Genomic DNA, 20,675 nt, shown 5'->3' with positions numbered 1-20,675 from the left:
GGCGGCAACGACACCCTGCTGGGCGGCGGCGGCAAGGACACGCTGGAAGGCGGCATCGGCGACGACCTCCTCACCGGCGGCGGCGGCCCGGACCTCTTCGTCTTCCACGACGACTGGGGCAACGACACGATCACCGACTTCGTCGATGCCAACAGCGAGAAGATCGACCTTTCCGGCGTCACTGCGATCACCGGCTTCTACGACCTGCTGAACAACCACCTCGTGGATGACGGCGGGACCGCGGTGATCGAGGTCGGCAGCAATTCGATCACCCTCGACGGGGTGCTCTTCTCCGACTTCGGCTTCTCGGGCCTCTATTCGGCGGACGACTTCCTGTTCTGAGGACGTCCGGACACCGGTGACACGAAAAAGGCCCGCCGCGACACCGCGGCGGGCCTTCCTGTCTGTGCCGCCCGCCCTGTGGCCGCCCTGTGGCCGGGGTGTGGCCGGGGGCCCCTCGGCGGACCCTAGTCGACGCCGAAGAGATCGCGGGTGAAGACCTTCTCTTCCACGTCCAGGAGGTCTTCGGTCCGGCGGTTGGCGATGATGACATCGCATTCGGCCTTGAAGGGGGCGAGGTCCTTGGTCACCCGGGAGCCGAAGAACTCGGTCCCCTCGTAGGTCGGCTCGTAGACCACGACCTCGATGCCCTTCGACTTCAGGCGCTTCATGATCCCCTGCACCGAGCTCTGGCGGAAGTTGTCCGAACCCGCCTTCATGGTCAGCCGGTAGACCCCCACGCGGGCGGGTTTCAGCGCCAGGATCCGTTCGGCGATGAAATCCTTACGGGTCGTATTGGCGTCCACGATCGCGCGGATCAGGTTCTGCGGCACGGCCGAGTAATTCGCCAACAGCTGCCGGGTGTCCTTGGGCAGGCAGTAGCCGCCGTAGCCGAAGGAGGGGTTGTTGTAATGCGCGCCGATCCGCGGATCGAGGCCGATGCCCTCGATGATCTGGCCGGAGTTCATGCCATGGGCCATGGCGTAGCTGTCGAGCTCGTTGAAATAGGCCACCCGCATGGCAAGGTAGGTGTTCGCGAAGAGCTTGATCGCCTCGGCCTCGGAGGAATCCGTGAACAGGACCGGCACGTCCTTGGTCAGCGCCCCGCCAATCAGCAGATCGGCAAACCTGCGGGCACGTTCAGAACGCTCCCCGATCACGATCCGGCTGGGATGCAGGTTGTCGTAGAGCGCCTTGCCCTCGCGCAGGAACTCCGGGCTGAAGAGGATGTTCTCGCAGCCGGTGCGGGCGCGCAGATCCGCGGTGTAGCCGACGGGGATCGTCGACTTGATGATCATCACCGCCTGCGGGTTGATCTTGCGGACCTGCTCGACCACCGCCTCGACGGAGCCGGTATCGAAGGCGTTGGTTTCAGGGTCGTAGTTCGTAGGCGTGGCGATGACGACGAACTCCGCCCCGGCATAGGCCTCCTGCGGATCCGTGGTGGCCGTCAGGTCCAGATCGGCCTCGGCAAGGTAGCGTTCGCACTCGGGGTCGATGATCGGGGATTTCCCCGCATTCACCAGGGCCACCCGGTCCGCGGAGATATCGATGGCCCGGACGGTGTTGTGCTGTGCAAGGAGGATGGCATTCGCCAGCCCGACGTATCCGAGCCCGGCAATCGCAATCTGCATTGGGGGAAATCCTTTCCTGGCGACAGGCCCCGCCCGCCGCGGTAGCCGCTTCAAAATGAAATTGCTCAATCAGTTACTATGCGATCTACCCGGAGGCAATTGTAGCGCGCTTGACCCGGCGCTCCCCCGCCGCGATGGTGGCCAGACGGCGCCACCCGCGCATAAAAGAAGACCAAGTTTGAAGGTAAGGACGGCACCATGAAGGTGATCTTGCACATCGGCCCACCGAAGACCGGCAGTACGGCCATCCAGTCGGCCCTGTTCCCGGCCCGCGAGCGCCTCGCCGAACAGGGCATCTACACGTTCCTCGGCTCCAAGAACGTCGCCCGGTCCCTGTCCACCTATTACGACCGGCCCGACCGGCCGCTGATCCCCGGCATGCGGATGCATTTCACCTCGCCCCAGCAGGCCAAGGAGTGGAGCCAGAAGAACTGGGAGACCTTCGAGGCCCATGTGGCGAAGGAAAAGCCCGAGGTAACGCTGCTGTCCAGCGAACATTTCGCCGGGCTCCACAATCTGAAGGGCTTCATCGGGCGGCTGCGCCGGACCTTCGACAGCATCGGTGCGATCTACTACCTGCGTGAGCCCGCCAGCCTCTATTGTTCGGTCGTCGACCAGGCCATCCGCGGCGGACGTCGCCTGAGCGACCTGCCCGATCCCTGGAGCTACACCTATCCCGGCCCGGAGCAGATCCAGCGCTACCTTGATGCCCTCGGTCCCGAGAACGTCGTGGTCCGCAGCTTCCAGCGTGCGCATCTGCACGAGGGCGATATCCGCAGCGACTACTTCCACGTGCTGCGCAGCCGGTTCGGCCTCGACTTCGAGGTCGACATCGGCGCCCAGCCCCTGAACGAGAGCCTCTCCGGCGCCGCCACCGCCTGGATGCTGACCCTGAACGAAAGCTTCGTGCGCATGCCCGCGACCTCCGATCGCGGTCTGCTGGAGCTCCGTCGCGACCTGATCCGCCGCCTGCGCGGGGCCGAGGGGCTGGCCGGTCTGCCCAAGCTCTCCCTCGCGGAGCATCCGTTCCGGGACGTGGTCCGCGGCAACGCCCGCGACACCCTGAAATGGTACAACGAGACCGTGCTCGACGCCGACTGCCAGCAGGAGCTGCCCGAGGCCGCACAGGGGATGCCCCGTCCGGAGGCCCCCCAGTCCGCCATGGCGGACTGGATCTTCTCCTACCTCACCCCGGAGGCGACCCAGGCGATCACCCGGGGTCTCACCCTGCCCGAGAGCACGCTCGAGCCGGCGTAAACCGGCTCAGAGATACGTGCCGTAGTTGTTGTAATCGACGGCGTAGAACTGCTTCAGCTTGTCGATCTGCGCCGGGCTCAGATCGTCCACGGAGAGTTTCGGCCCCCCGGTCTGGTGCCGCCCGAGTTCCAGCGGGCGGCCGACGATCTGGGAGATCCGCTCGACGCACTGGCCGATGTCACGCAGGTTGTAGACGTTCTCGTAATACCCCGGATCCTTGCCGAGGAAGTTCACCATCGGTGCCGTATGGTGGCGGATGGAATCCGAGCACTTGCGGTAGGCACCGAAGCGGTTGGCGAATTCCTCCAGTGTCGGATCCGGCTTCAGGCCAAACTGCTTGAGCTTGGCCCCGGCCTTGCGCACCGAGAGTTCCTTGTGGTGCACGACCCGGTTCGAATAGCACGACAGGAAGCGGGCAATCGGATCCCGCACCACGGCAAGGCGGACATGATCCTTGATCGCGGCATGTTGCACGTCCTGAAAGCGCCGCCCCGGATAAACCGCCTCGTGCACGTATTTCATCACGCCATTCGCCATGAAGGGCTCGAACGGGCGATCGTTCTCGATCTCGAAGCACATGTACTTGATCGAGGTGCAGGCCACCTTCGGCGTGAAGAAGAAGGAGAATTTGTGCTTGTCGATGATAATTGCCATTCGGGTCTCTCTATCGTGCCTGCAGGACGGTCCAGCCATGCGGGGGCGGGCCGTGGGCCGTCAGATCACTTCCATTTCTTTTTCAGGTGGTCCAGCTTCTGATTGGCCAACGCGGCCACGTAGCTGCGGGTAAAAGGCTCATCCAGGAACTCGAACAGGCGCCGGAAGGCGTCCACGTTCCCGTTGTAATCGTCATAATGCATCAGGATCGTCCGGTCCGGACGCGACGCGGCATAGGCCCGGAAGCGACGGTCCGCATCGCCCACCTCGGCCATGAAATCCTCACGGGTGTACTCCGTCCACCAGCCCGAGCGCGCCACCGCGTTCAGGTTGCGGGTGTTGAAGACCAACCGGCTGTTGGGGAAGAAGGTGAGGATGAAGTCGAAATAGGCCTCCATGTCGTCCCCGGCGAAATGGTAGCGGATTTCCTTGAAGCCGGTGACGCGGGTGCCCGCCTCAGGGCGCAGCACATCGCGGACGAAGAGATCGGCAAGGTCGCGCCCCATCTGGTCGGGGCGGATCAGTTCGGCTCCGAACCAGGGGTCGATCTGGCTGCCGTAGCGCGGGTCGCGCCAGCCTTCGGATTGCATCGCCTCGCGCCGGATCTTGATCTCCGGCGAGGCGTTGGCGACGACCCAGGATCGCGCCATGTGCATGAGGATATTGTCGTTCTCCCCCCGGATCAGGTAGCCGGGAATACCGTTCAGAACGTTCTGGAGCAGGGTCGACCCGGACCGCCCGTATGTCACGATGAAGACAAACCCTTCGAGCGCGTCCGCCGCCTGCATATGGCCGTCCTGCTTCATTAAAGTCTTGGTCATTGCGCGGGATGATAACACCGCGAAAGCAAGCCCTTCCAGCCCAAAGATGGGTCCTGCCCCGGCAGCGGGCAATTTCCGGACCGTTCTGCGCAGTCCGGTCGCTCCTGTCCCCCGGCCTCTTGCACCAGAGGGCATAATCCGACACAAGTTCAGGGGACTTTGACTATTATTCAGCCGGAAGGGCCCCCTGACTTATGCTCCCGTTTCGGACAACGAATGGCGCCAGCTTTTTCTACACCGTTGATTTCAATGAGAAAGGCGTAGAGTTCGCCAATCTCTTCTTCTACGACGACACCCGCCAGACGATCCCGTTCCACCTGTCGCTGAGACGGGCCACGAACCTCGCGGTCACCAATGCCCGCGACGGCGAGGACTGGCGCAACGAGCGGCTCCATCCGGTGCTGTTCGGCGAAGGCCGCAACGGCGTCGAGGTGCGTTTCGAGGCCGGCACCGTCAGCGTCCTGCTGAACGACGAGCCGGTGCTGAGCGCCGATGCCAGCTACCCCGCGCTCGACAGCGTGCGCCATGTGTCCTGGGGCGGGGCCGTCCTGGAAGACGCCGTCCGCATGACCGGCGAGGACAACGACACCACGGGCGGCATCGGCGAAATTCAGTCCGAGCCGCCGCTGGCGCTCTGGGGCTGGGCCTATGACGCCGCGCGCCCTGCACAGGATTTGGGCATCGAGGTCGAAGGGCTGGAAGATCAGCCGCTGGTGATCCCCACCAGCGCCCCCGGCATCGCCCGGCCCATCGGGGCGCCGAGCGACATGATCGCCTTCCATGCCCCCCTGCCCGGCCGGATCTGGCTGGCCTCGGACGACACGGGCACCGTGCGCATCCATGCCACCTGCAACGGCCTGCGCTGCGGCGATCCGCTGGAGCTGAGCCGCACCGACATCCTCGCGCAGATCGAGGATCTCGCGGCCCGCAGCAAACCCGAGGACAACAGCTTCGTGGCGCTCAGCGCCCTCGAGCACGTCCGCTTCGCCGGTCTCTTCGAAGAGCTCTCCGAACCGGCCCAGGGCTTCATCTGGGCGGCGGCGAAACTCTACAACGCGATGGAGTTCCTCTTCCCCGAGGCCGCGGCCCGCAGCGAACAGGCCATCGCCGAGGCGCGCGAGACCCCCGATCCCTCGACGCTGGTGGCCGACCGGATCCGGCACGGCCTGGCCGAGGCGCTGCGCGCGACCCCCGGCAAGACCCTCGCCGAGGCGCTGCGCCCGCTGCTGAAACCCTACCCGCTGCCCGCCTCCGCGATGCGCAGCTTCCTGTTGCAGATGGCCGAACCGGCCTGCCAGCGGGACGAGATGTTCGGGCTCCACGCCCTGGCCACCGCACAGGGGCAGGGCCTGCCCGAGGCCGGCAAGGGGCCGTGGGAAAACTCCCTGCGCCTGCCCTTCCTGCTGCTCGGCGGCAAACTGGCGGACCTGGCGAAGGCCTTCGAGGACCTGGCCCATATCCGCGGCGCCCGGGTGTCCCCGGCCACGCTGGGCTGGACCCTGCGACAACTGGCCGAGCGTGAGCCCAACCCCTGGGACGACCGGCATGTCGATACGATCATCCGCAGCTACATGACCCTCGCCGAAGGGCTGGCCCAGAGCTACTGGCGCCTGCCCTGCGAGCAGATGATCGCCTCCGTGGTGGCCCTGCTCGAGCTCGGCAGCCGCCAGCCCGACATCTTCGAGCACAATACGACCAGCTTCGCCCTGCGCTGCTTCGGCCTGTCGCGGAGCTTCTGGCAGCGCCTGCGCGCCGTCGCCGACAGCGGGCGCCTGCGCATGTCCCCGGACCTTGCCGCGGGCGAACGGGCCTTCGCGGTGATCGAGGGCCACCTGCGTGGCACCCCCGCCGCCCCCGCGGCCCTGGCCGAGGCCCTGGCCGTCTTTGCCGCCGTCGAGGCCATCGACCTGCCGCGCGTGCAGCGCGAGGTGCTGGGCCCCTCCGGTCTCGCCACGTCCGGGCAGGCCGGGCTCTACGACGGGATCCGCGCCAGCGGACAGGACCCTACCGAGACCGCGCTGCGGGTGCTGGCCGCCCCCGGCGCGCCCGAGGACGCCGCCCTGGCCCAGACCGCGCGCAACGCCCTGCGCCAGCGCTGGAACAACGTCGACAAGGCGCCCTACTACCAGGCCCAGGGTGACAGCAGCCGCGGCATCTTCGCCCTGCTGTCCCGGATCGAGGCCGGCGCCCCGGCCGAGGAGATCGCGACCGCGCTCGACCAGCTGATGCCCCGGCTGCGCAAGCTCTCGGGCCAGGCCAGCGGCTACGTCGGCCTCAGCCTCGGCCTGCTGACCCTCGAGGGGCTGGTGCGCCTCGGGGCCGAGGATCACGCCGCACAGGTGCTGGCGCACCTGAGCGCGATCCTCGACGCGATGCCGCCGCAGATGCATGAGGCCGTGATCGCCGCGCCCTGCCTGCAGAGCGCGCTGACCGCGCTGGACCGGACCGTGGCCGCGACGCCCTCGCCCGCGGCGCTGGCCGCCCTGTCGCTCTTCCCGCAGCGCGGCGACAACGACGAGCTGATGCCCGTCGCGCCGCTGGACCGGCCCGGCTGGGCCGCGCGCTCGCCGCTCTTCGACACGCTGGTCACCGTCTTCTCCTGCCTGCCCTACCTCGAGACCCGGATCCCGCCGATGCGGGCCAGCTGGCTGGCCGACCTCGAGGCGCTCGGCATTCCCTATGTCATCGTGGTGGGCGACGGGGACGGCCGGATCGAGGGCGACATCGTCCATCTCGATGCGCCCGACGATTACGAGGGGCTGCCGCAGAAGACGCTCAAGACCGTCGAATGGGTCTACGAGAACACCGACTTCAGCTACATGCTGAAGATCGACGACGACTGCTTCGTCAACGTCGACGAGTATTTCTTCAGCCAGAGCTACCGCAAGTTCCACTACTACGGCCGCCACATCACCCGTGATCCCGGCTCGATGAACCGCGCCTGGCACCACGAGAAATCGCGCAGCGAACGCGGGCGTATGGAACTCGACAAGTCGCCCGAGCCCTCCTCCTATGCCGATGGCGGCGGGGGCTACATGCTCAGCCGCCGCGCGATGCAGGCCCTGCTGCTGGCGGCGCGCTCCCCCGAGGGGCAGCGGTTGGTGCATTCCTCCTTCATGGAGGACAAGATGGCCGGCGACCTGCTGAACATGCGCGGCATCAACGTCGGCTCCGAGGATTACTACACCTCGATCTGGCGCCGCACCCATGGCCCGGCCCAGCCGGTGATGCGGTGGGACAACTACTTCCTGCCCTCCGCCGCCTCGCCCTGCAAGATGATCCATCTCGACACCGAGACGGCACAGGGCTGGACCCACGGGGCCCGCAACCTGCCCACGCTGCTGCCGCGCAAGCTCTGGCCGACGTTCCAGCGCGCCGGGCTCGGCTTCAACAGCAACCAGCTGGAGCTGATGAGCGACGAGGCCCGGCTGGCCGAGCTCAACGCCGCCGATCTCGCGGTGATCTGCGTCTGCCACAACGAGCTCGACCGGCTGCCGGTCTTCCTCGCCCATTACCGGGCGCTCGGGGTCACCTGCTTCCTCTTCGTGGACAACCTCTCCGATGACGGCAGCCGGGAATTCCTGCTCGAGCAGCCCGACTGCGTCACCTTCTCCTGCGACACCCACTACAACGTGGGCGCCTATGGCACGACCTGGCAGCTGACCCTGATGGCCAGCCTGCGGACCGGCCGCTGGAGCCTGGTGGCCGATATCGACGAGCTGATCGTCTATCCCGGCTGGGACGCGGCCAAGCCCTCCCTGCCCGGCTACGTGACCGGCGGCGCCCTCGGCACGGCGGATGCGGTGCGGTTGCAGATGGTCGACATGTACCCGCAGGGGCCGCTGTCCGAGGCCGATCTCTCCGAGGGCTCGCCCTTCGAGAAGGCCGGGTTCACCGACCGCGATCCGCTGCTGGAGATGGGCCCCTATCGCGGCGTCTTCTCCAACGACCGGACGCTGGCCAGCTCCGTACGGCATCGTATCCTGCCGGGCAGCCGCCCGCTGCTCTACCTCGCGCAGAAATACGCGCTGGTGCGCTACATGCCGTGGATGCGCTTCTCCGAGGGGCTGCACTTCATGGCCGAGGGGCAGGTCGCCGAGCAGGAACTGGTCTTCTGCCACTTCAAGTACGACGCGGCCTTCGAGGCCCGCGTGCGCGACGAGGTGGATCGCGGCCTGCACTTCAACGCAGCCGAAGAATACCGGCTCTACCTCGCCGCCCTCAGCGAAGGCGGGCTCAGCCTGCACGATCCGCAGGTCTCTGTGCCATGGCGCGACAGCGCCCCGGTCCGGGCCCTTCTGGGCTGATCCGGGCAGTGCTGGCCTGAGCAGAATTGGCCTGAACAGAATTGGCCTGACCCCGCAATGAAAAGGCCCGGCCTCACCGCCGGGCCTTCGCCGTTTCGGGGCCTGACGCACAGGGAGCGGGCCGGGGTCTGAACCGGGCCTGCCCCGCCGGTCAGGTCCCGGTGCCAGTCCCCGTAACTGTCCCGGTACCAGTGGGGGTTTCCGCAGGGGTCTCCGGCCCCGCCAGCCCAAGGCGGCGTTGCAGCCAGGGCCCCACGTAGGGGTCGAGCGGCCAAGTCTGGGGCCATGCCTCAGGCCCGGCATCGGCCCCGTCCGGCAGGAAGCCGGTCAGCTCTGCGCGGGCCGCGGTCAGGAAGGCCTCTCGTGCCTCCGGATCGGCAAACTCCGCGAAATTCGCCTTCTCCCAGACCGCCCGGACGAAGAGCCGGGCCGCCTGCGCGGCCTCGAGGCCGCCCGCCGCCTGGGTGCGCCGCACGGCGGCGGCAAGCGCCTCCGCCGGGACCGGCGCGCGCCAGGACAGCCGGGTTTCGGCCCGCACCGCGATGCGCACCCGCGCCGGCCCCAACGCCACGATCCGGTCCGCCCGGGACAGGGCCGCGGCCAGGAAGGTCCAAGAGGACAGCGGCTCGGGGGCAAAGCGCAGCCCCTCGCGCAGCAGGAAGGCCCGGTCGAAGAGCTTGGCCGAGGGATGGGCGTGGATCCGCAGCGCATCCTCGCGCTCCGGCGGCAGGCCCGCGGTGGCGCCGCCCTGCGGCGGCGGCGGGCCCCAGCTGGGGGGGATGGCCGCCCTGGCCGTCTCCGCTTCCGTCGCACGGATGGCTTCGGGGGTGTCTCCCGGAACCGGGCTCCCCGTCTCGGGTTTTCCGGGCCCGGGCTGTCCGGTCTCGGAGGCCCCCGTCTCTGCTTGCTCCGTCTCCGGGGCCTCCGGTTCCGCGCCGGGGCGCGGCCCCGTGCCCGCGGGCATCCCCGGGCGCAGGAAAGGCTCGTGCAGCCCGCTGTGGGGGTGCTCGGTGTCATCGCCCATGATCATCCCGGCAAAGCCGAGTTCGGCCCCGCTCCGGCGCAGGCGGTTGAGCCAGCTTTCCAGCGCCGCCGGCGGCAGGCGGTCGCCCGCATCGAGGAAGAGCACCGCCCCGCCCCGGGCCGCCTCCAGCCCGCGGTTGCGCGCCGCGGCCACGCCGCGCCCGCTGTCCCCGATCAGCGAGGCGCCCTGCAGCCCGGCCACGGCGGCAAAGAGCGCGGCCCGTTCCGGGGCGAGGGCCGGGGGCTCCAGCCCCTGCGGCCCCTCCAGAAGCGGCTGCGGCGCGCTGCCGGGCACGAGGCCCGGGGTGCCGTCGAGCACGACGAGGGTCTCGAAATCGCGCAGGTGCTGCCCGGCCAGCGCCTGCAGCGTCTCCCGCAGCGGACCCAGATTGCCGTCGGAGGGGATCACCACGCTCAGCGGCAGCTCCCCCGCCATCCGCGCGCACCAGGAAGCCGGAACCCCCAGCCGCTCGGCCCGCTCGGGGGAGACGGGATCCTCCGCCAGCAGCGCCGCCGCCCGATCGGCGAAACGCGCCCGCCGCGCGGGATCGGTGATGGCCACGTAGCGCTCGAAGGTCAGCCGCGTGGCGATCTCGGCGAAGGCCTCGCGCGCGCCGGTCTTGGGGGCCCCGGTCTTTGGCGCCCCGGTCTTGGACTCAGTCTTGGACGCGGTCCCGGAAGCGTCCTGCGCGAGGACCCCGCGCAGGATCTCCAGCACGTCGAACTGTTCGAAGACCCGGTCCGACCCGTCCCGGGTGATCTGCCCCGGCCGGCCCTGGGTCGAGACATAGAGCGGCTCGGAGAGGTGGAGGATATGGTCGGTCCGGGCCGCGGCGCGCCAGTAGAAGGCGTGGTCCTCGTAGTTCAGCCCCTCGTCGAAGCGCAGCCCTTCGACGAGGCTGCGGCGGTAGAGCTTGTTCCAGGCCGAGGGAAAGATCCGCACCACCTCGCGCCAGTCGGTCAGGGCGACGCGGTTGAGCCCGGCAAAGCCGGTCATGTCCTGCGCCCCGTGCACCCCGGGATGGGCCTTGCCCTTGCCATCCGCCCCGACGAAGCGGATCGCGCAGGCGACCCAGTCGCTGTCGCTCTGCGCCAGCACCCCGTGCATCCGCTCGAGGAACGCCGGCGCCAGCCGGTCGTCGCTGTCGAGGAAGGCGAGGAAGCTGCCGCGGGCGAGATCGAGCCCGGCATTGCGCGCCGCTGACAGCCCGGCATTCTCCTGCCGGATCACCCGGAAGCGGGGATCCCCCGCGACGGCCTCGGCGGCCAGCGCCCCGCTGCCATCGGTGGAGCCATCGTCGATGACGATCGCCTCGAAGTCAGTGAAGCTCTGCGCGCGGAGCGAGGCGAGGCAGGCCGCCACATGGGCCTTCACGTTGTAGACCGGCACGATGACCGAGATCGCCGGGACCGTGCCCGCCGGGGTGTCGACCTGAGGGCCGGTCTGGGGCGTGGGGACCGCATCGGTCGGGGCCAGGGGCGCGGCCCCCCCTGCAGGCCCCTCTGTGCAGTCGGTCGGGCTCTGGGTCATGGGCGGCTCGCCCTGCCCTTCACCCAGGCCAGGAAGGCCCGGTCCGGAGAGGAGAGCCGCACCCGCCCGGTGCTGTCCCAGAAGCCGCGCCATTCCGCCTCCAGCGCATAGACGTCGCGCCCCGGTGCCAGCCGCCGGGCCTCGTCGAGCGCCTCCTGCGACAGGACCGGCCCGCCCTGGGCCGCCGTCGGGGCGGCGGTGCGGCGGGCAAAGCGGATCAGGTCGCCGGGCTCTTCCGTCATGCTGTAATCGGGCAGGTTCGCCTCCTCGATCATCCGGCGCAGGGCGGCGCGGAACACCCGGACCGGCGCGGCCGAGCCTGCCTTCTTGTGTAGCACCGGAACCGAGATCGTCCAGTCCGGCTGGCGGCCGCAGTGCTTGCGCGCCAACTCGTAGATCCGCCGCTCCAGCGGCTTGCGCAGGCGGAAGTAATCCCGGCTCAGCGTCAGGACCGATTTCGCCAGCACCGCGCGGTAGAGCCAGTCGCTCAGCGTCACCATGACCGAGACCATCCGCCCGCCCCGCGAGCGGCGCACGATCTCCCAGCTCTCGATCAGGCCGAAGCCGCTCGTGGTCTCCAGCCCGCCGGTCTCGAGGTTGGTGGTGATCCGCGTGCCCGCCAGCCGCTCGAAGGCGCCGCGCAGCCGGGTGTAGCTGTCGCCGCTGGTATCGCGGTTGGTGGCCACCAGCAGGTCGTGGGCGCGGATCTGCAGCGTGCGCCCGACCTCGCGCCCCGCATTGAGCGCCGCCATGAGCTGGCTCACGCAGTAGATCAGGATGTCCTTGTCGTGGATCGTCGCCCGGCCCTTCACGCTGGGGGTGACCTCCACGGTGACCCCGTTGTGGGCGTAGGTCAGGATGCGCCGGTCCGGCCGGGTGGAGAGCGAGAAGAGCGGATGCTCCATGCTGCCCAGGTCGTCCTTGGGGGTGGCGTCGAAGATATCGCAGACGAAGAAATCGGCGGTCGGATGTCGCTCGGGCAGAAGCCCGCGCGCTCCCGCGCCCCTGTCGCTGGCCTGAGCCATGATCCGCCTGCCCTGTCCTGCCGGTCGGGGGTCTTCCCCTCTTGAACCGGTCGTTTGCCGCTCTCGCCCCGAATCCGCCCAACGGCGTTTCAGTGACACCCAACTTAGATTTATCCACAGGACCCGTCCAGCGCGGCTTCGGCGGATCGGAATCGCCTGCTCGTGGGATCAGAGTCACCCCAGCGTGGTTTCAGAGTCGGCACGCCCCCGGGATTGCACGAATTCCCCTTGAATCCCAAGGGCCTGAAAGGTCACCCCCGATCCCGTAACGAATAAACTAACCGAATATAACAGGCAAAAAGATCGCGGCTGTCGAAAAGCTGCGCAGCACCGCATCGGAACACGCCCGGAAAGCTCTTGAATTTGAAGAGAAATAAAGGCGTGTATCGGCAATGCTTCCATGTGCTGCCTTTTTAGGTATGATACCAAAAACAGCGAACATCGAGGGCAGCATGAAGACGGACCGGACAGGCGGAACGCCCCCCTATTTCAACATCGATCCCGATGCCGCGCTCGAGGCGCTCGGCACGCCGACGGACACCGCGGGCTTCGGCGCCATCGCCCAGGCCTGTGACCGGGGCCGCCAGGACCTCGCCGGGCGCGGGCTGGAAGAGGACGGCCGGCGCAGCCTGCGGCTCTTCTCCACCTGGGAGATCACCCGCTACCTGATCCCCGTGGCCCAGGGCCATTTCCGCCGGGTGCTGAAACAGAACCCCGACCTGCCCCAGGGCCGCTCGGAGACCGAGGGCGGGGCCAAGTGGTTCACCCTCGACGAGGTGCTCCGCCTGCGGGCCCATTTCGCGGCCGAGGGCTCCAAGGCCAAGAACTACCTGCCCTGGCGCCCCGAGGGCCAGCCCGCCAAGATCGTCGCCGTGGCGAACTTCAAGGGCGGGGTCGGCAAGACCTCGACCGCGGCCCATCTCGCCATGTCCGCCGCCCTCGACGGCTACCGGGTGCTGGTGGTCGACCTCGACAGCCAGGGGTCGATGACCTCGATCTTCGGCGGCAAGGTCGCCGATGAATGGCAGACCGTCTTCCCGCTGCTGGCCCGGCACTACGCCCAGCACCTGCGCGGCGAGAACCAGCGCCGGCTGGACCGGGGCGAGGCGCCGCAGCCGCTCGACGACACGCTGACCGAGGCGCTCAAGGCGAAGGCCTCCGACCTCGTCCAGCCGACCCACTGGCCCAATATCGACCTGATCGGCGCCCAGCTGAACCTCTACTGGGCCGAGTTCCAGATCCCCGTCTGGCGGATCCAGGGCCGGGGCTGGAAGCTGTGGGATGCGCTCGGCGAGGGGCTGGAGGCGGACGGGCTGCTCGACGCCTACGACATCATCTTCGTGGATACGCCCCCTGCCCTCGGCTACCTGACGATCAACGGGCTGGCCGCGGCGGACATCGTCCTCGTGCCGCTCGGGGCCTCCTTCCTCGAATTCGATTCCACGGGGCGGTTCTTCGACATGCTGCATTCCACCTTCGCCTCGATCGAGGAGGCGGAGAACATGGCCGCCCGGGCGCTTGGCCGGGCCGAGCTGAGCTTCGAATGGGATGCGGTGCGTGCGGTCATCACCCGCTATGACGGCATGCAGCAGGCGGAACTGGCCGCCCTGATGCAAAGCTACCTCGGCCAGACGCTCAGCCCGCACCGGCAGGATTTCACCGCGCTGATCGGGCAGGCGGGCGAACAGGTTCAGGGCATCTACGAGGCCGATTACCGCGACTTCAACCGCGAGACCTACGCCCGTGGTCGCGAGACCTTCGACGAGACCTATGCCGCCTTCAAGCGGCTCCTCCTCGGGGCCTGGCGGCGGGACGAACTGGCCGCGCGGGAGGCAGCGGAATGAGCCCCCGTCCTGTGAGCACCGGAACCGCGAATCCCCGCCCCGTGACTGCCGGGCCCGAGGCCCCCGGAGAGGCCGTGTTTCGCGCGCGAAACACCCTCGCCCCGCAGCGGAAAGGAGACTGACCCATGGCCAAGCGCAGACGGCTGACCCCGGCCAATCCCGATCACCTCTCCTCTGCTCCGCCGGCGACCGCCTCGGAGGCCCGGGCGATCTTTCCCGCCGGCGGCGGTGCGGGCGCGCTGCCCGACACCCCTGCCCGGCCCCGGCCGCCGGTGGCGGATATGGCGGGCTCGGCCTCGGCCCATGCGGCCCTGGGTGAGCTGGCAGAGACGCTGGAGCGCGCCCGCGCCGAGGGGCGCATGGTGCTGGAACTGCCGCTCGACGCGGTGGAGAGCGGCTATCTCGTGCGCGACCGGGTGGCGCTGGACGAGGAGGAGATGCAGGCCCTGATGGAGAGCCTGCGCGCCCGCGGCCAGCAGACGCCCGTCGAAGTCGTGGACCTGGGCGAGGGGCGCTACGGGCTGATCTCGGGCTGGCGGCGCTGCCGGGCCCTGCGGCGGCTGCACGAAGAGACCGGCGAGCCCCGCTTCGCCCGGGTGCTGGCGCTGCTGCGCCGGCCCGAGGTCTCGGCCGAGGCCTATGTCGCCATGGTCGAGGAGAACGAGATCCGCGTCGGGCTGAGCTACTACGAGCGCGCGCGCATCGCCGCCAAGGCGGCGGACCAGGGCGTCTTCGAGACGGTGCAGGCCGCGCTGCGGGGGCTCTTCGCCGCGGCCTCCCGGGCGAAGCGGTCAAAGATCGGCAGCTTCGTCACCATCGTCCGGGCGCTCGACGGGCAGCTGCGGTTCCCCGAGGCGCTCGGCGAACGGGCCGGTCTGAGCCTGGCCAAGGCGCTGGAGACGGATCCGGCGCTGGCGGGGCGGATCGCCGCCGCGCTCGACGCGGCCCCGCCCACGGATCCGGCGGCGGAACTGGCGCTGGTGGAGCGGCTGATGACCGAGGGGCGGCAACCTGCGACCTCCGGGGGCAAGTCCGCGGGGACGCAGGCCAGCACGCCTGCGCGGGGCAAGGCGCAGGATCGCGCGCCGCGGGCGGCCGAGCAGGACACCGTGCATCTGGAGGCCGAGGCCGACGGGACCCTGCGGCTCTCGGGGCCCGGGGTTGATGCGGCCTTCCGGGCGCGGCTGGAAGACTGGCTGCGCCGGGGCTGAGGCCCCGCGGTCCGCGCCCGCCTCACGCGGGCACGGATAAAACAGGCTCTAAACCAGTATATAGAGACTATAGGGAGGGGATGTTTCGCGCGCGAAACATCCCCTCAGCGCTCCCGCAGTAGGCCCCGCAGGTAGGCGCCGTAGCCGTTCTTGCCGAACATCTCCGCCCGGGCCAGCAGGCTGGTGTCATCGATCCAGCCCGCGGCATGGGCGATCTCCTCGGGGCAGCCGACCTGCTGGCCCTGCCGTTCGCTCAGCGTGCGGACGAAGTTCCCGGCATCGAGCAGGCTCGCGTGGGTCCCGGTGTCGAGCCAGGCATAGCCCCGGCCCATCTGGCGCACGTCCAGCAGCCCCTCCTGCAGGTACATCTCCAGCAGAGAGACGATCTCCAGCTCTCCGCGCCCGGAGGGGGTGACCTTGCGGGCGCGCTCCGGCGCCGTGCCGTCGAGGAAGTAGAGCCCGGTCACCGCGTAGCGCGAGGGCGGGACGGCGGGTTTCTCGACGATGGCGCGGGCGGTGCCGTCGGGGCCGAAGTCCACCACGCCATAGCGCTCCGGATCCGCGACGCGGTAGCCGAAGACCGTGCCGCCCTCGGGGCGGGCATCGGCGGCGGCCAGTTGCTCGGGCAGCCCGTGGCCGAAGAAGATGTTGTCGCCCAGGACCATCGCCGAGGGCGCCCCGGCGAGGAAGTCCTCGGCCAGGGTATAGGCCTGCGCCAGCCCGTCGGGGGAGGGCTGCACGATGTAGTCCAGCCGCAGCCCCCATTGCGCCCCGCTGCCAAGCGCCCGGCGGAACTGGTCCTGATCCTGCGGCGTGGTGATCACCGCGATCTCGCGGATGCCCGCCAGCATGAGGACCGAAAGCGGGTAGTAGATCATCGGCTTGTCGTAGACCGGCAGCAGCTGCTTCGAGAGCCCCTGCGTGATCGGGTAGAGCCGGGTGCCGGAGCCCCCGGCGAGGATGATCCCCTTGCGTCGTGTCATGTGCCTGCCTCCCTGATGACCTCTTCCAGCCCGGCTTGCCAGTCCGGTGCCGCGATCCCGAAGTCCCGTTCCAGCCGGCTGCAGTCGAGCCGGGAGTTGAGCGGCCGCGCGGCCGGGGTCGGCCAGTCGCGGGTCGGGATGCCGGTCACCGTCACCGCGCGCCCGGCGGTGGCAAAGATCGCCCGGGCGAAATCTGCCCAGCTGACCGCGGGCTGGCCCGCGAAATGATAGGTGCCGCCGGGCCGGGGGGCCGTTTGAGTGCCCGTCTGTGCCCTCGTCTGGCCCTCGGCCATGGCCTGCGCCATGGTCAGCAGCGCCGCGGCGATCGCTGCCGCCGGGGTGGGGCCGCCGATCTGGTCGTCGACCACCTGCAGCGCGTCCCGGCTTTCCGACAGGCGCAGCATGGTCTTCACGAAGTTGCTGCCATGGGCCGAGAAGACCCAGGAGGTGCGCAGGATCACATGGGCCCCCCCGGCGGCCCGCACCGCCGCCTCGCCGGCCAGCTTGCTGCGGCCATAGGCGTTCAGCGGCGCAACAGGGTCTGTTTCGCGCCGGGGCAGGGTGCCGGATCCGTCGAAGACATAATCGGTGGAGACATGGAGGAAGGGCAGCCCTCGCGCCGCGCAGGCCCGGGCCATGGCGCCGGGGGCGGCGGCGTTGACCACATGGGCGGCTTTCTCCTCGGCTTCGGCGGCATCCACGGCAGTCCAGGCGGCGGCGTTGATGACGGCCTGGGGCGGGCTGTCCCCGGCCACGGCGGCGGCGATCGCGGCGGCGCAGGCCTCCGGGTCCGAGAGGTCGGCCCGGTCCCGCCCCAGCAGCTGCGCCCCGGGCGCCTGCCGGGCCAGCTCGGTGGCGAGCTGACCGCCCTGACCGAAGACCAGCAGTCTCATCCCGTGCCCAGCCTCCGGCCGACGCCGTCGCGCTGCTGCAGGGCGCGCCACCAGTCCGGGTTGTCGAGATACCAGCGCACCGTCCGCTCCAGCCCCTCGTCGAGGGTCACCGAGGGCCGCCAGCCCAGTTCCCGGCGGATCCGGGACGGGTCTATGGCATAGCGCAGGTCATGGCCGGGCCGGTCGCGCACGAAGGCGATCTGCTCGGCATAGGGTCTGTTTCCGGGATGGAGCCGGTCGAGGATGGCGCAGATTTTGCGCACGAGGTCGATGTTGCGGGCCTCGGCCTCGCCGCCGATGTTGTAGCTGCGCCCGGTGGCACCCGCCTGCAGCACCAGCAGCAGCGCCTCGGCGTGATCCTCCACATAGAGCCAATCCCGGACGTTTTCGCCGGTGCCATAGATCGGGATCTGTTCTCCGGCGAGGGCGTTCAGGATCACCACGGGGATCAGCTTCTCGGGGAAGTGGTAGGGGCCGTAGTTGTTCGAGCAGTTGGTCAGGACCACCGGCAGGCCATAGGTCTCGTGCCAGGCCCGGACGAGGTGGTCCGAGGCCGCCTTCGACGCTGAATAGGGGGAATTGGGGGCATAGGGTGTCTCCTCCGTGAAGAGCCCCTCGGCCCCGAGGGTGCCGAAGACCTCGTCGGTGGAGATATGGTGGAAACGGAAGCTGTCCGGGCGGCCCTGCGCCTCCCAATAGGCCCGGGCAGCCTGCAGCAGGGTGTAGGTGCCGGTGACATTCGTCTCTATGAAGGCCCCCGGACCGTCGATCGAGCGGTCGACATGGCTCTCGGCGGCAAGATGCATCACCGCGTCGGGGGCGTGGTCGGCGAAGATCCGGGTCAGCGCGGCCGCATCGCGGATGTCGGCATGTTCGAACTGGTGGCGCGGGCTCTGCGCCACGGGGGCGAGGTTGTCGAGGCAGGCGGCATAGGTCAGCGCGTCAAGCGTGACCACCGCATGGCCCCGGGCGATGGCGAGGCGCACCACGGCGGAGCCGATGAAGCCCGCCCCGCCGGTCACGAGCAGCTTCATGACGCGCCCTCCATCGACCCTGTTTCGAAGCGAAACGGCCGGGGTGCCGCGGCCAGAAGGGGCGCCGCGCGATCCTTGTCCGAGAGGATCGGCGTCCCGGGGGCGTCCCCGGAGGACACCTCGGGCAGGCCCCAGTCGATGCCGATCTCGGGATCGTCCCAGCGGACCGCGCCGTCGCACTCCGGCGCATAGTGATCGCTGCACTTGTAGATCACCTCGGTCATCGGCTCCCGGGTGATGAAGCCGTGCAGGAAGCCCGCGGGGATCAGCAGCTGGCGCCCGTTCTCATGGCTCAGCTCCACGCCGACCCACTGGCCGAAGCTGGGCGAGCCGGCCCGGAAATCCACCGCCACGTCGAAGAGCCGCCCGCGCCCGCAGCGCACCAGCTTGGCCTGGGCGTGGGGCGGCGCCTGGTAGTGCAGCCCGCGCAGGGTCCCGGCGGCCTCGGAGAGCGAGTGGTTGTCCTGCACGAAGTCGATGTCGATCCCGGCCTCGGCCATGCGGCGCCGGTTCCAGCTTTCGGAGAAGAAGCCGCGGGCGTCGCCAAATCGCGCCGGTGTCAGGATCAGGACCCCCTCAAGGGCCGTCGTCTCGATCTGCATGGTCTGTCCGGTTTCCGAGGTGTCACAAAGATCTAGCAAACCGCCGGGGCCTTGTCAGCTTTCCCGGGAGCGGGGCCGCGGCAAGGGGGGGGCGGGGGGATTTCCATAAATGGAAGACAGTGAAAAACAGTCGTTTTGAGGCATATGTTATCCTGAAATATCCCGACACCTGTCCGGCCGGTGGGCCATGTCCCTTGCGGACATGGGGCTGCGGTCGGCTGTGGGCCGGGTGGGGCTGCGCGCAGATCACCCCGGGGAGCGGGACGGGCGCGGTGTCGGAGAAACTGCGGGAGTGGCAGACTGAAAGTGGATTTTTCGTTCTTTTATTTTGCGTAATAAATTGAAAATATGAGAGTAAATGTGATTTTTGAAAATCAAGCGGCAGGGCCGGGAGATCAGTCCCCCGATCCCCGCATGACGGCGTCGATCCGCTGCATCAGGACCTCGTTGATCCGCACCGGCGCACCGCTCACCAGGTCGTGCAGCAGCACCGCGTAGACTTCCGACAGGCGCAGCTCCTCCGGTCCGAGGTGATCTGCCGGGTCGAGCGACTGCGCCTCTTCCGTCACCTTGGCCTCGGCGGCCAGCAGCGCGTCCTGCATCGGGCGGCCGTCGAAGAAGGTCTCGTCCAGCAGCCGGGCGTCCTCGGTGCAGGTCTCGCGGATCCGCTCGTAGGCGGCGCGCGACAGGGCCGGGCGCGGGCTGCCGCTGCGGGGCAGGGCCGAGAGCGTATAGGCCAGGTATTCGCCCATCCGCATGTGGGCATCCCGGGTGCGGTCGTCGAGCACCCGCTTCGGGTGCTGGTGCAGGCGGCGCAGCAGGGCCAGATCGGCGATGCTCAGGGTCTCGTTGATCTCCTGCCGGGGCGGGAAGGTCAGGCTGTCGCCGGGCAGGACCTGGGCCATGAAATCCTGCACCACGTCGCCGCCCGCAAGGGCGCTGCGGATCATCGGGCGCAGGGTCAGCCGGGGGCCGACGATGTCGCGCCAGGCGCCGAAGCGCTGGGAATAGGCCAGCTTCCCGCGGGAGAGGAACCCGGGCAGGAAGTCCTCGACCCCCTCGGAGAAGAAGCCCAGCTTCATCTGCTGGGTCCAGCTCGACATCACCCGCTCGGCGTGGGGGCGGACATAGGCCAGAACCCGCATCGTCGGGACGAGATCGGGCAGGTGCCGGGCGAAGACCTCCATCACCTGCTCGGCGGGAAATTCCTCCAGCAGCTCCGAGGAGATCACGGCGATCTCGGCGTCGCTCGTCTCGATCCGCTCGCGGATCTCGTCGAAGCTCCGGGTGACCTGCTCGGTGTTGTTCTGGCGGATGAACTCGACCAGCGCATGGTGGTAGGGCTGGCCCGGGGCGGTCGGATAGCAGACACGGCGCGTGGCCCCCTGCCAGTCCTGCGCCAGCAGGGCGCTCTGGATCGACGTGGTGCCGGTCTTCATGTCGCCGATATGCAGAACGAGCTCGGTCATGGCTCTCCTCCTGGCCCGGGGCTCTTCGCAAGGTCTCGTCAGGTGCGGGGCAGGGACCGCCCCGCACCGAGGCGGCGAGGTTACTCGGCGGTGTCGTCAGCGGCATCCGGCGCCGCGGGGATGTTCAGCGTCACGCCGCGCTCGCCCAGCCTGCGGGCCAGCTTGCGGGCGTATTGCATCCGCTCCTTCCGGTTCTCGGTCCAGGCGGCCTGCTTCTCTTCCTTGGCCATGCCGCTGGTTTCGATCTTCCAGATCGCGCGGGCGATCTGGAAACTGGCGGCCTGCAGGTCGCGGGCGCTGGAGATCTCGTCTTCGGAAAGGGTTTCTTCAATATCGCTCATCATGAAGCCTTCTTGAAAATCATGGGTTTGTAGGGCTCGCTCCTGT

The 20,675-nt window shown here is 68.9% G+C and carries 15 protein-coding genes and 1 pseudogene; 5 read left to right on the top strand and 11 right to left on the bottom strand.

The window, feature by feature from the left end:
* Positions 1 to 342, top strand: a pseudogene (locus LCM32_RS20770) (calcium-binding protein); the annotation flags it as partial.
* 125 nt (positions 343 to 467) lie between these two features.
* On the opposite strand, the gene LCM32_RS20765 reads toward LCM32_RS20770, so the two are convergent.
* The gene (locus tag LCM32_RS20765) at positions 468 to 1,634 is read right to left on the bottom strand and encodes a nucleotide sugar dehydrogenase (protein ID WP_224822995.1); all 1,167 of its coding nucleotides are present in this window, start codon (positions 1,632 to 1,634) and stop codon (positions 468 to 470) included.
* A 198-nt stretch (positions 1,635 to 1,832) separates the two neighbouring features.
* On the opposite strand from LCM32_RS20765, the gene LCM32_RS20760 reads away from it, so the two are divergent.
* Positions 1,833 to 2,891: a hypothetical protein gene (locus LCM32_RS20760; RefSeq protein WP_224822994.1), complete on the top strand. Its 1,059-nt coding sequence runs from the start codon at positions 1,833 to 1,835 to the stop codon at positions 2,889 to 2,891.
* Positions 2,892 to 2,897: 6 nt separating this feature from the next.
* On the opposite strand, the gene LCM32_RS20755 is transcribed toward LCM32_RS20760, so the two are convergent.
* Together LCM32_RS20755 and LCM32_RS20750 are read right to left on the bottom strand one after the other, a co-directional pair.
* Positions 2,898 to 3,545 (bottom strand): sulfotransferase family 2 domain-containing protein, encoded by a 648-nt coding sequence (locus LCM32_RS20755; RefSeq protein ID WP_224822993.1) that lies wholly within the window; start codon positions 3,543 to 3,545, stop codon positions 2,898 to 2,900.
* A 65-nt stretch (positions 3,546 to 3,610) separates the two neighbouring features.
* Positions 3,611 to 4,366, bottom strand: a complete 756-nt coding sequence (locus tag LCM32_RS20750; RefSeq protein WP_224822992.1) for a sulfotransferase — start codon at positions 4,364 to 4,366, stop codon at positions 3,611 to 3,613.
* A 194-nt stretch (positions 4,367 to 4,560) separates the two neighbouring features.
* Between LCM32_RS20750 and LCM32_RS22050 the strand changes: the two genes are divergently transcribed.
* Positions 4,561 to 8,673: a glycosyltransferase family 2 protein gene (locus tag LCM32_RS22050; RefSeq protein WP_263618265.1), complete on the top strand. Its 4,113-nt coding sequence runs from the start codon at positions 4,561 to 4,563 to the stop codon at positions 8,671 to 8,673.
* A gap of 151 nt (positions 8,674 to 8,824) precedes the next feature.
* On the opposite strand, the gene LCM32_RS20735 is transcribed toward LCM32_RS22050, so the two are convergent.
* Both LCM32_RS20735 and LCM32_RS20730 read right to left on the bottom strand, forming a co-directional pair.
* Positions 8,825 to 11,227: a glycosyltransferase family 2 protein gene (locus LCM32_RS20735; protein ID WP_224822991.1), complete on the bottom strand. Its 2,403-nt coding sequence runs from the start codon at positions 11,225 to 11,227 to the stop codon at positions 8,825 to 8,827.
* Positions 11,224 to 12,252, bottom strand: coding sequence for a replication initiator protein A (locus LCM32_RS20730; protein WP_224822990.1), 1,029 nt, complete (start codon positions 12,250 to 12,252; stop codon positions 11,224 to 11,226). Before LCM32_RS20730 ends, LCM32_RS20735 begins: the two co-directional genes overlap by 4 nt.
* Before the next feature lie 452 nt (positions 12,253 to 12,704).
* Between LCM32_RS20730 and LCM32_RS20725 the strand changes: the two genes are divergently transcribed.
* Both LCM32_RS20725 and LCM32_RS20720 read left to right on the top strand, forming a co-directional pair.
* Positions 12,705 to 14,096, top strand: a complete 1,392-nt coding sequence (locus tag LCM32_RS20725; protein WP_224822989.1) for an AAA family ATPase — start codon at positions 12,705 to 12,707, stop codon at positions 14,094 to 14,096.
* Positions 14,097 to 14,221: 125 nt separating this feature from the next.
* A complete protein-coding gene (locus LCM32_RS20720; protein WP_224822988.1) occupies positions 14,222 to 15,307 on the top strand; it encodes a ParB/RepB/Spo0J family partition protein in 1,086 nt (361 codons plus the stop codon).
* A 104-nt stretch (positions 15,308 to 15,411) separates the two neighbouring features.
* Here LCM32_RS20720 and rfbA read toward each other — a convergent pair whose 3' ends face one another.
* The 6 genes from rfbA to LCM32_RS20690 all read right to left on the bottom strand — a co-directional run bounded on the left by rfbA (position 15,412) and on the right by LCM32_RS20690 (position 20,629).
* Positions 15,412 to 16,290: a glucose-1-phosphate thymidylyltransferase RfbA gene (gene rfbA / locus LCM32_RS20715; RefSeq protein WP_224822987.1), complete on the bottom strand. Its 879-nt coding sequence runs from the start codon at positions 16,288 to 16,290 to the stop codon at positions 15,412 to 15,414.
* Positions 16,287 to 17,183: a dTDP-4-dehydrorhamnose reductase gene (gene rfbD / locus LCM32_RS20710; RefSeq protein WP_224822986.1), complete on the bottom strand. Its 897-nt coding sequence runs from the start codon at positions 17,181 to 17,183 to the stop codon at positions 16,287 to 16,289. Before rfbD ends, rfbA begins: the two co-directional genes overlap by 4 nt.
* On the bottom strand, positions 17,180 to 18,217 hold the full coding sequence (gene rfbB, locus LCM32_RS20705) for a dTDP-glucose 4,6-dehydratase (protein WP_224822985.1): 1,038 nt from the start codon (positions 18,215 to 18,217) through the stop codon (positions 17,180 to 17,182). The genes rfbD and rfbB overlap by 4 nt, the downstream gene beginning before the upstream one ends.
* Entirely contained in the window at positions 18,214 to 18,819 is a 606-nt protein-coding gene (rfbC, locus tag LCM32_RS20700) for a dTDP-4-dehydrorhamnose 3,5-epimerase (protein WP_224822984.1), read from the bottom strand. The genes rfbB and rfbC overlap by 4 nt, the downstream gene beginning before the upstream one ends.
* Before the next feature lie 395 nt (positions 18,820 to 19,214).
* Entirely contained in the window at positions 19,215 to 20,288 is a 1,074-nt protein-coding gene (locus tag LCM32_RS20695) for a hypothetical protein (protein ID WP_224822983.1), read from the bottom strand.
* Positions 20,289 to 20,368: 80 nt separating this feature from the next.
* Positions 20,369 to 20,629, bottom strand: a complete 261-nt coding sequence (locus tag LCM32_RS20690) for a hypothetical protein (RefSeq protein WP_224822982.1) — start codon at positions 20,627 to 20,629, stop codon at positions 20,369 to 20,371.
* Between the last annotated feature and the right edge of the window lie 46 nt (positions 20,630 to 20,675).

This window comes from Pseudooceanicola nanhaiensis (genome assembly GCF_020171315.1).
Classification (GTDB): domain Bacteria; phylum Pseudomonadota; class Alphaproteobacteria; order Rhodobacterales; family Rhodobacteraceae; genus Pseudooceanicola; species Pseudooceanicola nanhaiensis_A.
The sequence above is the reverse complement of the archived record's forward strand: the minus strand, read 5'-3'. Positions and strand labels throughout refer to the sequence as shown.

Excerpts from the sequence above, each read along its gene's own strand:
- LCM32_RS20765 (WP_224822995.1), bottom strand. The coding sequence starts at position 1,634 with ATGCAGATTGCGATTGCCGGGCTCGGATACGTCGGGCTGGCGAATGCC.
- LCM32_RS20760 (WP_224822994.1), top strand. The coding sequence starts at position 1,833 with ATGAAGGTGATCTTGCACATCGGCCCACCGAAGACCGGCAGTACGGCC.
- LCM32_RS20755 (WP_224822993.1), bottom strand. The coding sequence starts at position 3,545 with ATGGCAATTATCATCGACAAGCACAAATTCTCCTTCTTCTTCACGCCG.
- LCM32_RS20750 (WP_224822992.1), bottom strand. The coding sequence starts at position 4,366 with ATGACCAAGACTTTAATGAAGCAGGACGGCCATATGCAGGCGGCGGAC.
- LCM32_RS22050 (WP_263618265.1), top strand. The coding sequence starts at position 4,561 with ATGCTCCCGTTTCGGACAACGAATGGCGCCAGCTTTTTCTACACCGTT.
- LCM32_RS20735 (WP_224822991.1), bottom strand. The coding sequence starts at position 11,227 with ATGACCCAGAGCCCGACCGACTGCACAGAGGGGCCTGCAGGGGGGGCC.
- LCM32_RS20730 (WP_224822990.1), bottom strand. The coding sequence starts at position 12,252 with ATGGCTCAGGCCAGCGACAGGGGCGCGGGAGCGCGCGGGCTTCTGCCC.
- LCM32_RS20725 (WP_224822989.1), top strand. The coding sequence starts at position 12,705 with ATGAAGACGGACCGGACAGGCGGAACGCCCCCCTATTTCAACATCGAT.
- LCM32_RS20720 (WP_224822988.1), top strand. The coding sequence starts at position 14,222 with ATGGCCAAGCGCAGACGGCTGACCCCGGCCAATCCCGATCACCTCTCC.
- rfbA (WP_224822987.1), bottom strand. The coding sequence starts at position 16,290 with ATGACACGACGCAAGGGGATCATCCTCGCCGGGGGCTCCGGCACCCGG.
- rfbD (WP_224822986.1), bottom strand. The coding sequence starts at position 17,183 with ATGAGACTGCTGGTCTTCGGTCAGGGCGGTCAGCTCGCCACCGAGCTG.
- rfbB (WP_224822985.1), bottom strand. The coding sequence starts at position 18,217 with ATGAAGCTGCTCGTGACCGGCGGGGCGGGCTTCATCGGCTCCGCCGTG.
- rfbC (WP_224822984.1), bottom strand. The coding sequence starts at position 18,819 with ATGCAGATCGAGACGACGGCCCTTGAGGGGGTCCTGATCCTGACACCG.
- LCM32_RS20695 (WP_224822983.1), bottom strand. The coding sequence starts at position 20,288 with ATGACCGAGCTCGTTCTGCATATCGGCGACATGAAGACCGGCACCACG.
- LCM32_RS20690 (WP_224822982.1), bottom strand. The coding sequence starts at position 20,629 with ATGAGCGATATTGAAGAAACCCTTTCCGAAGACGAGATCTCCAGCGCC.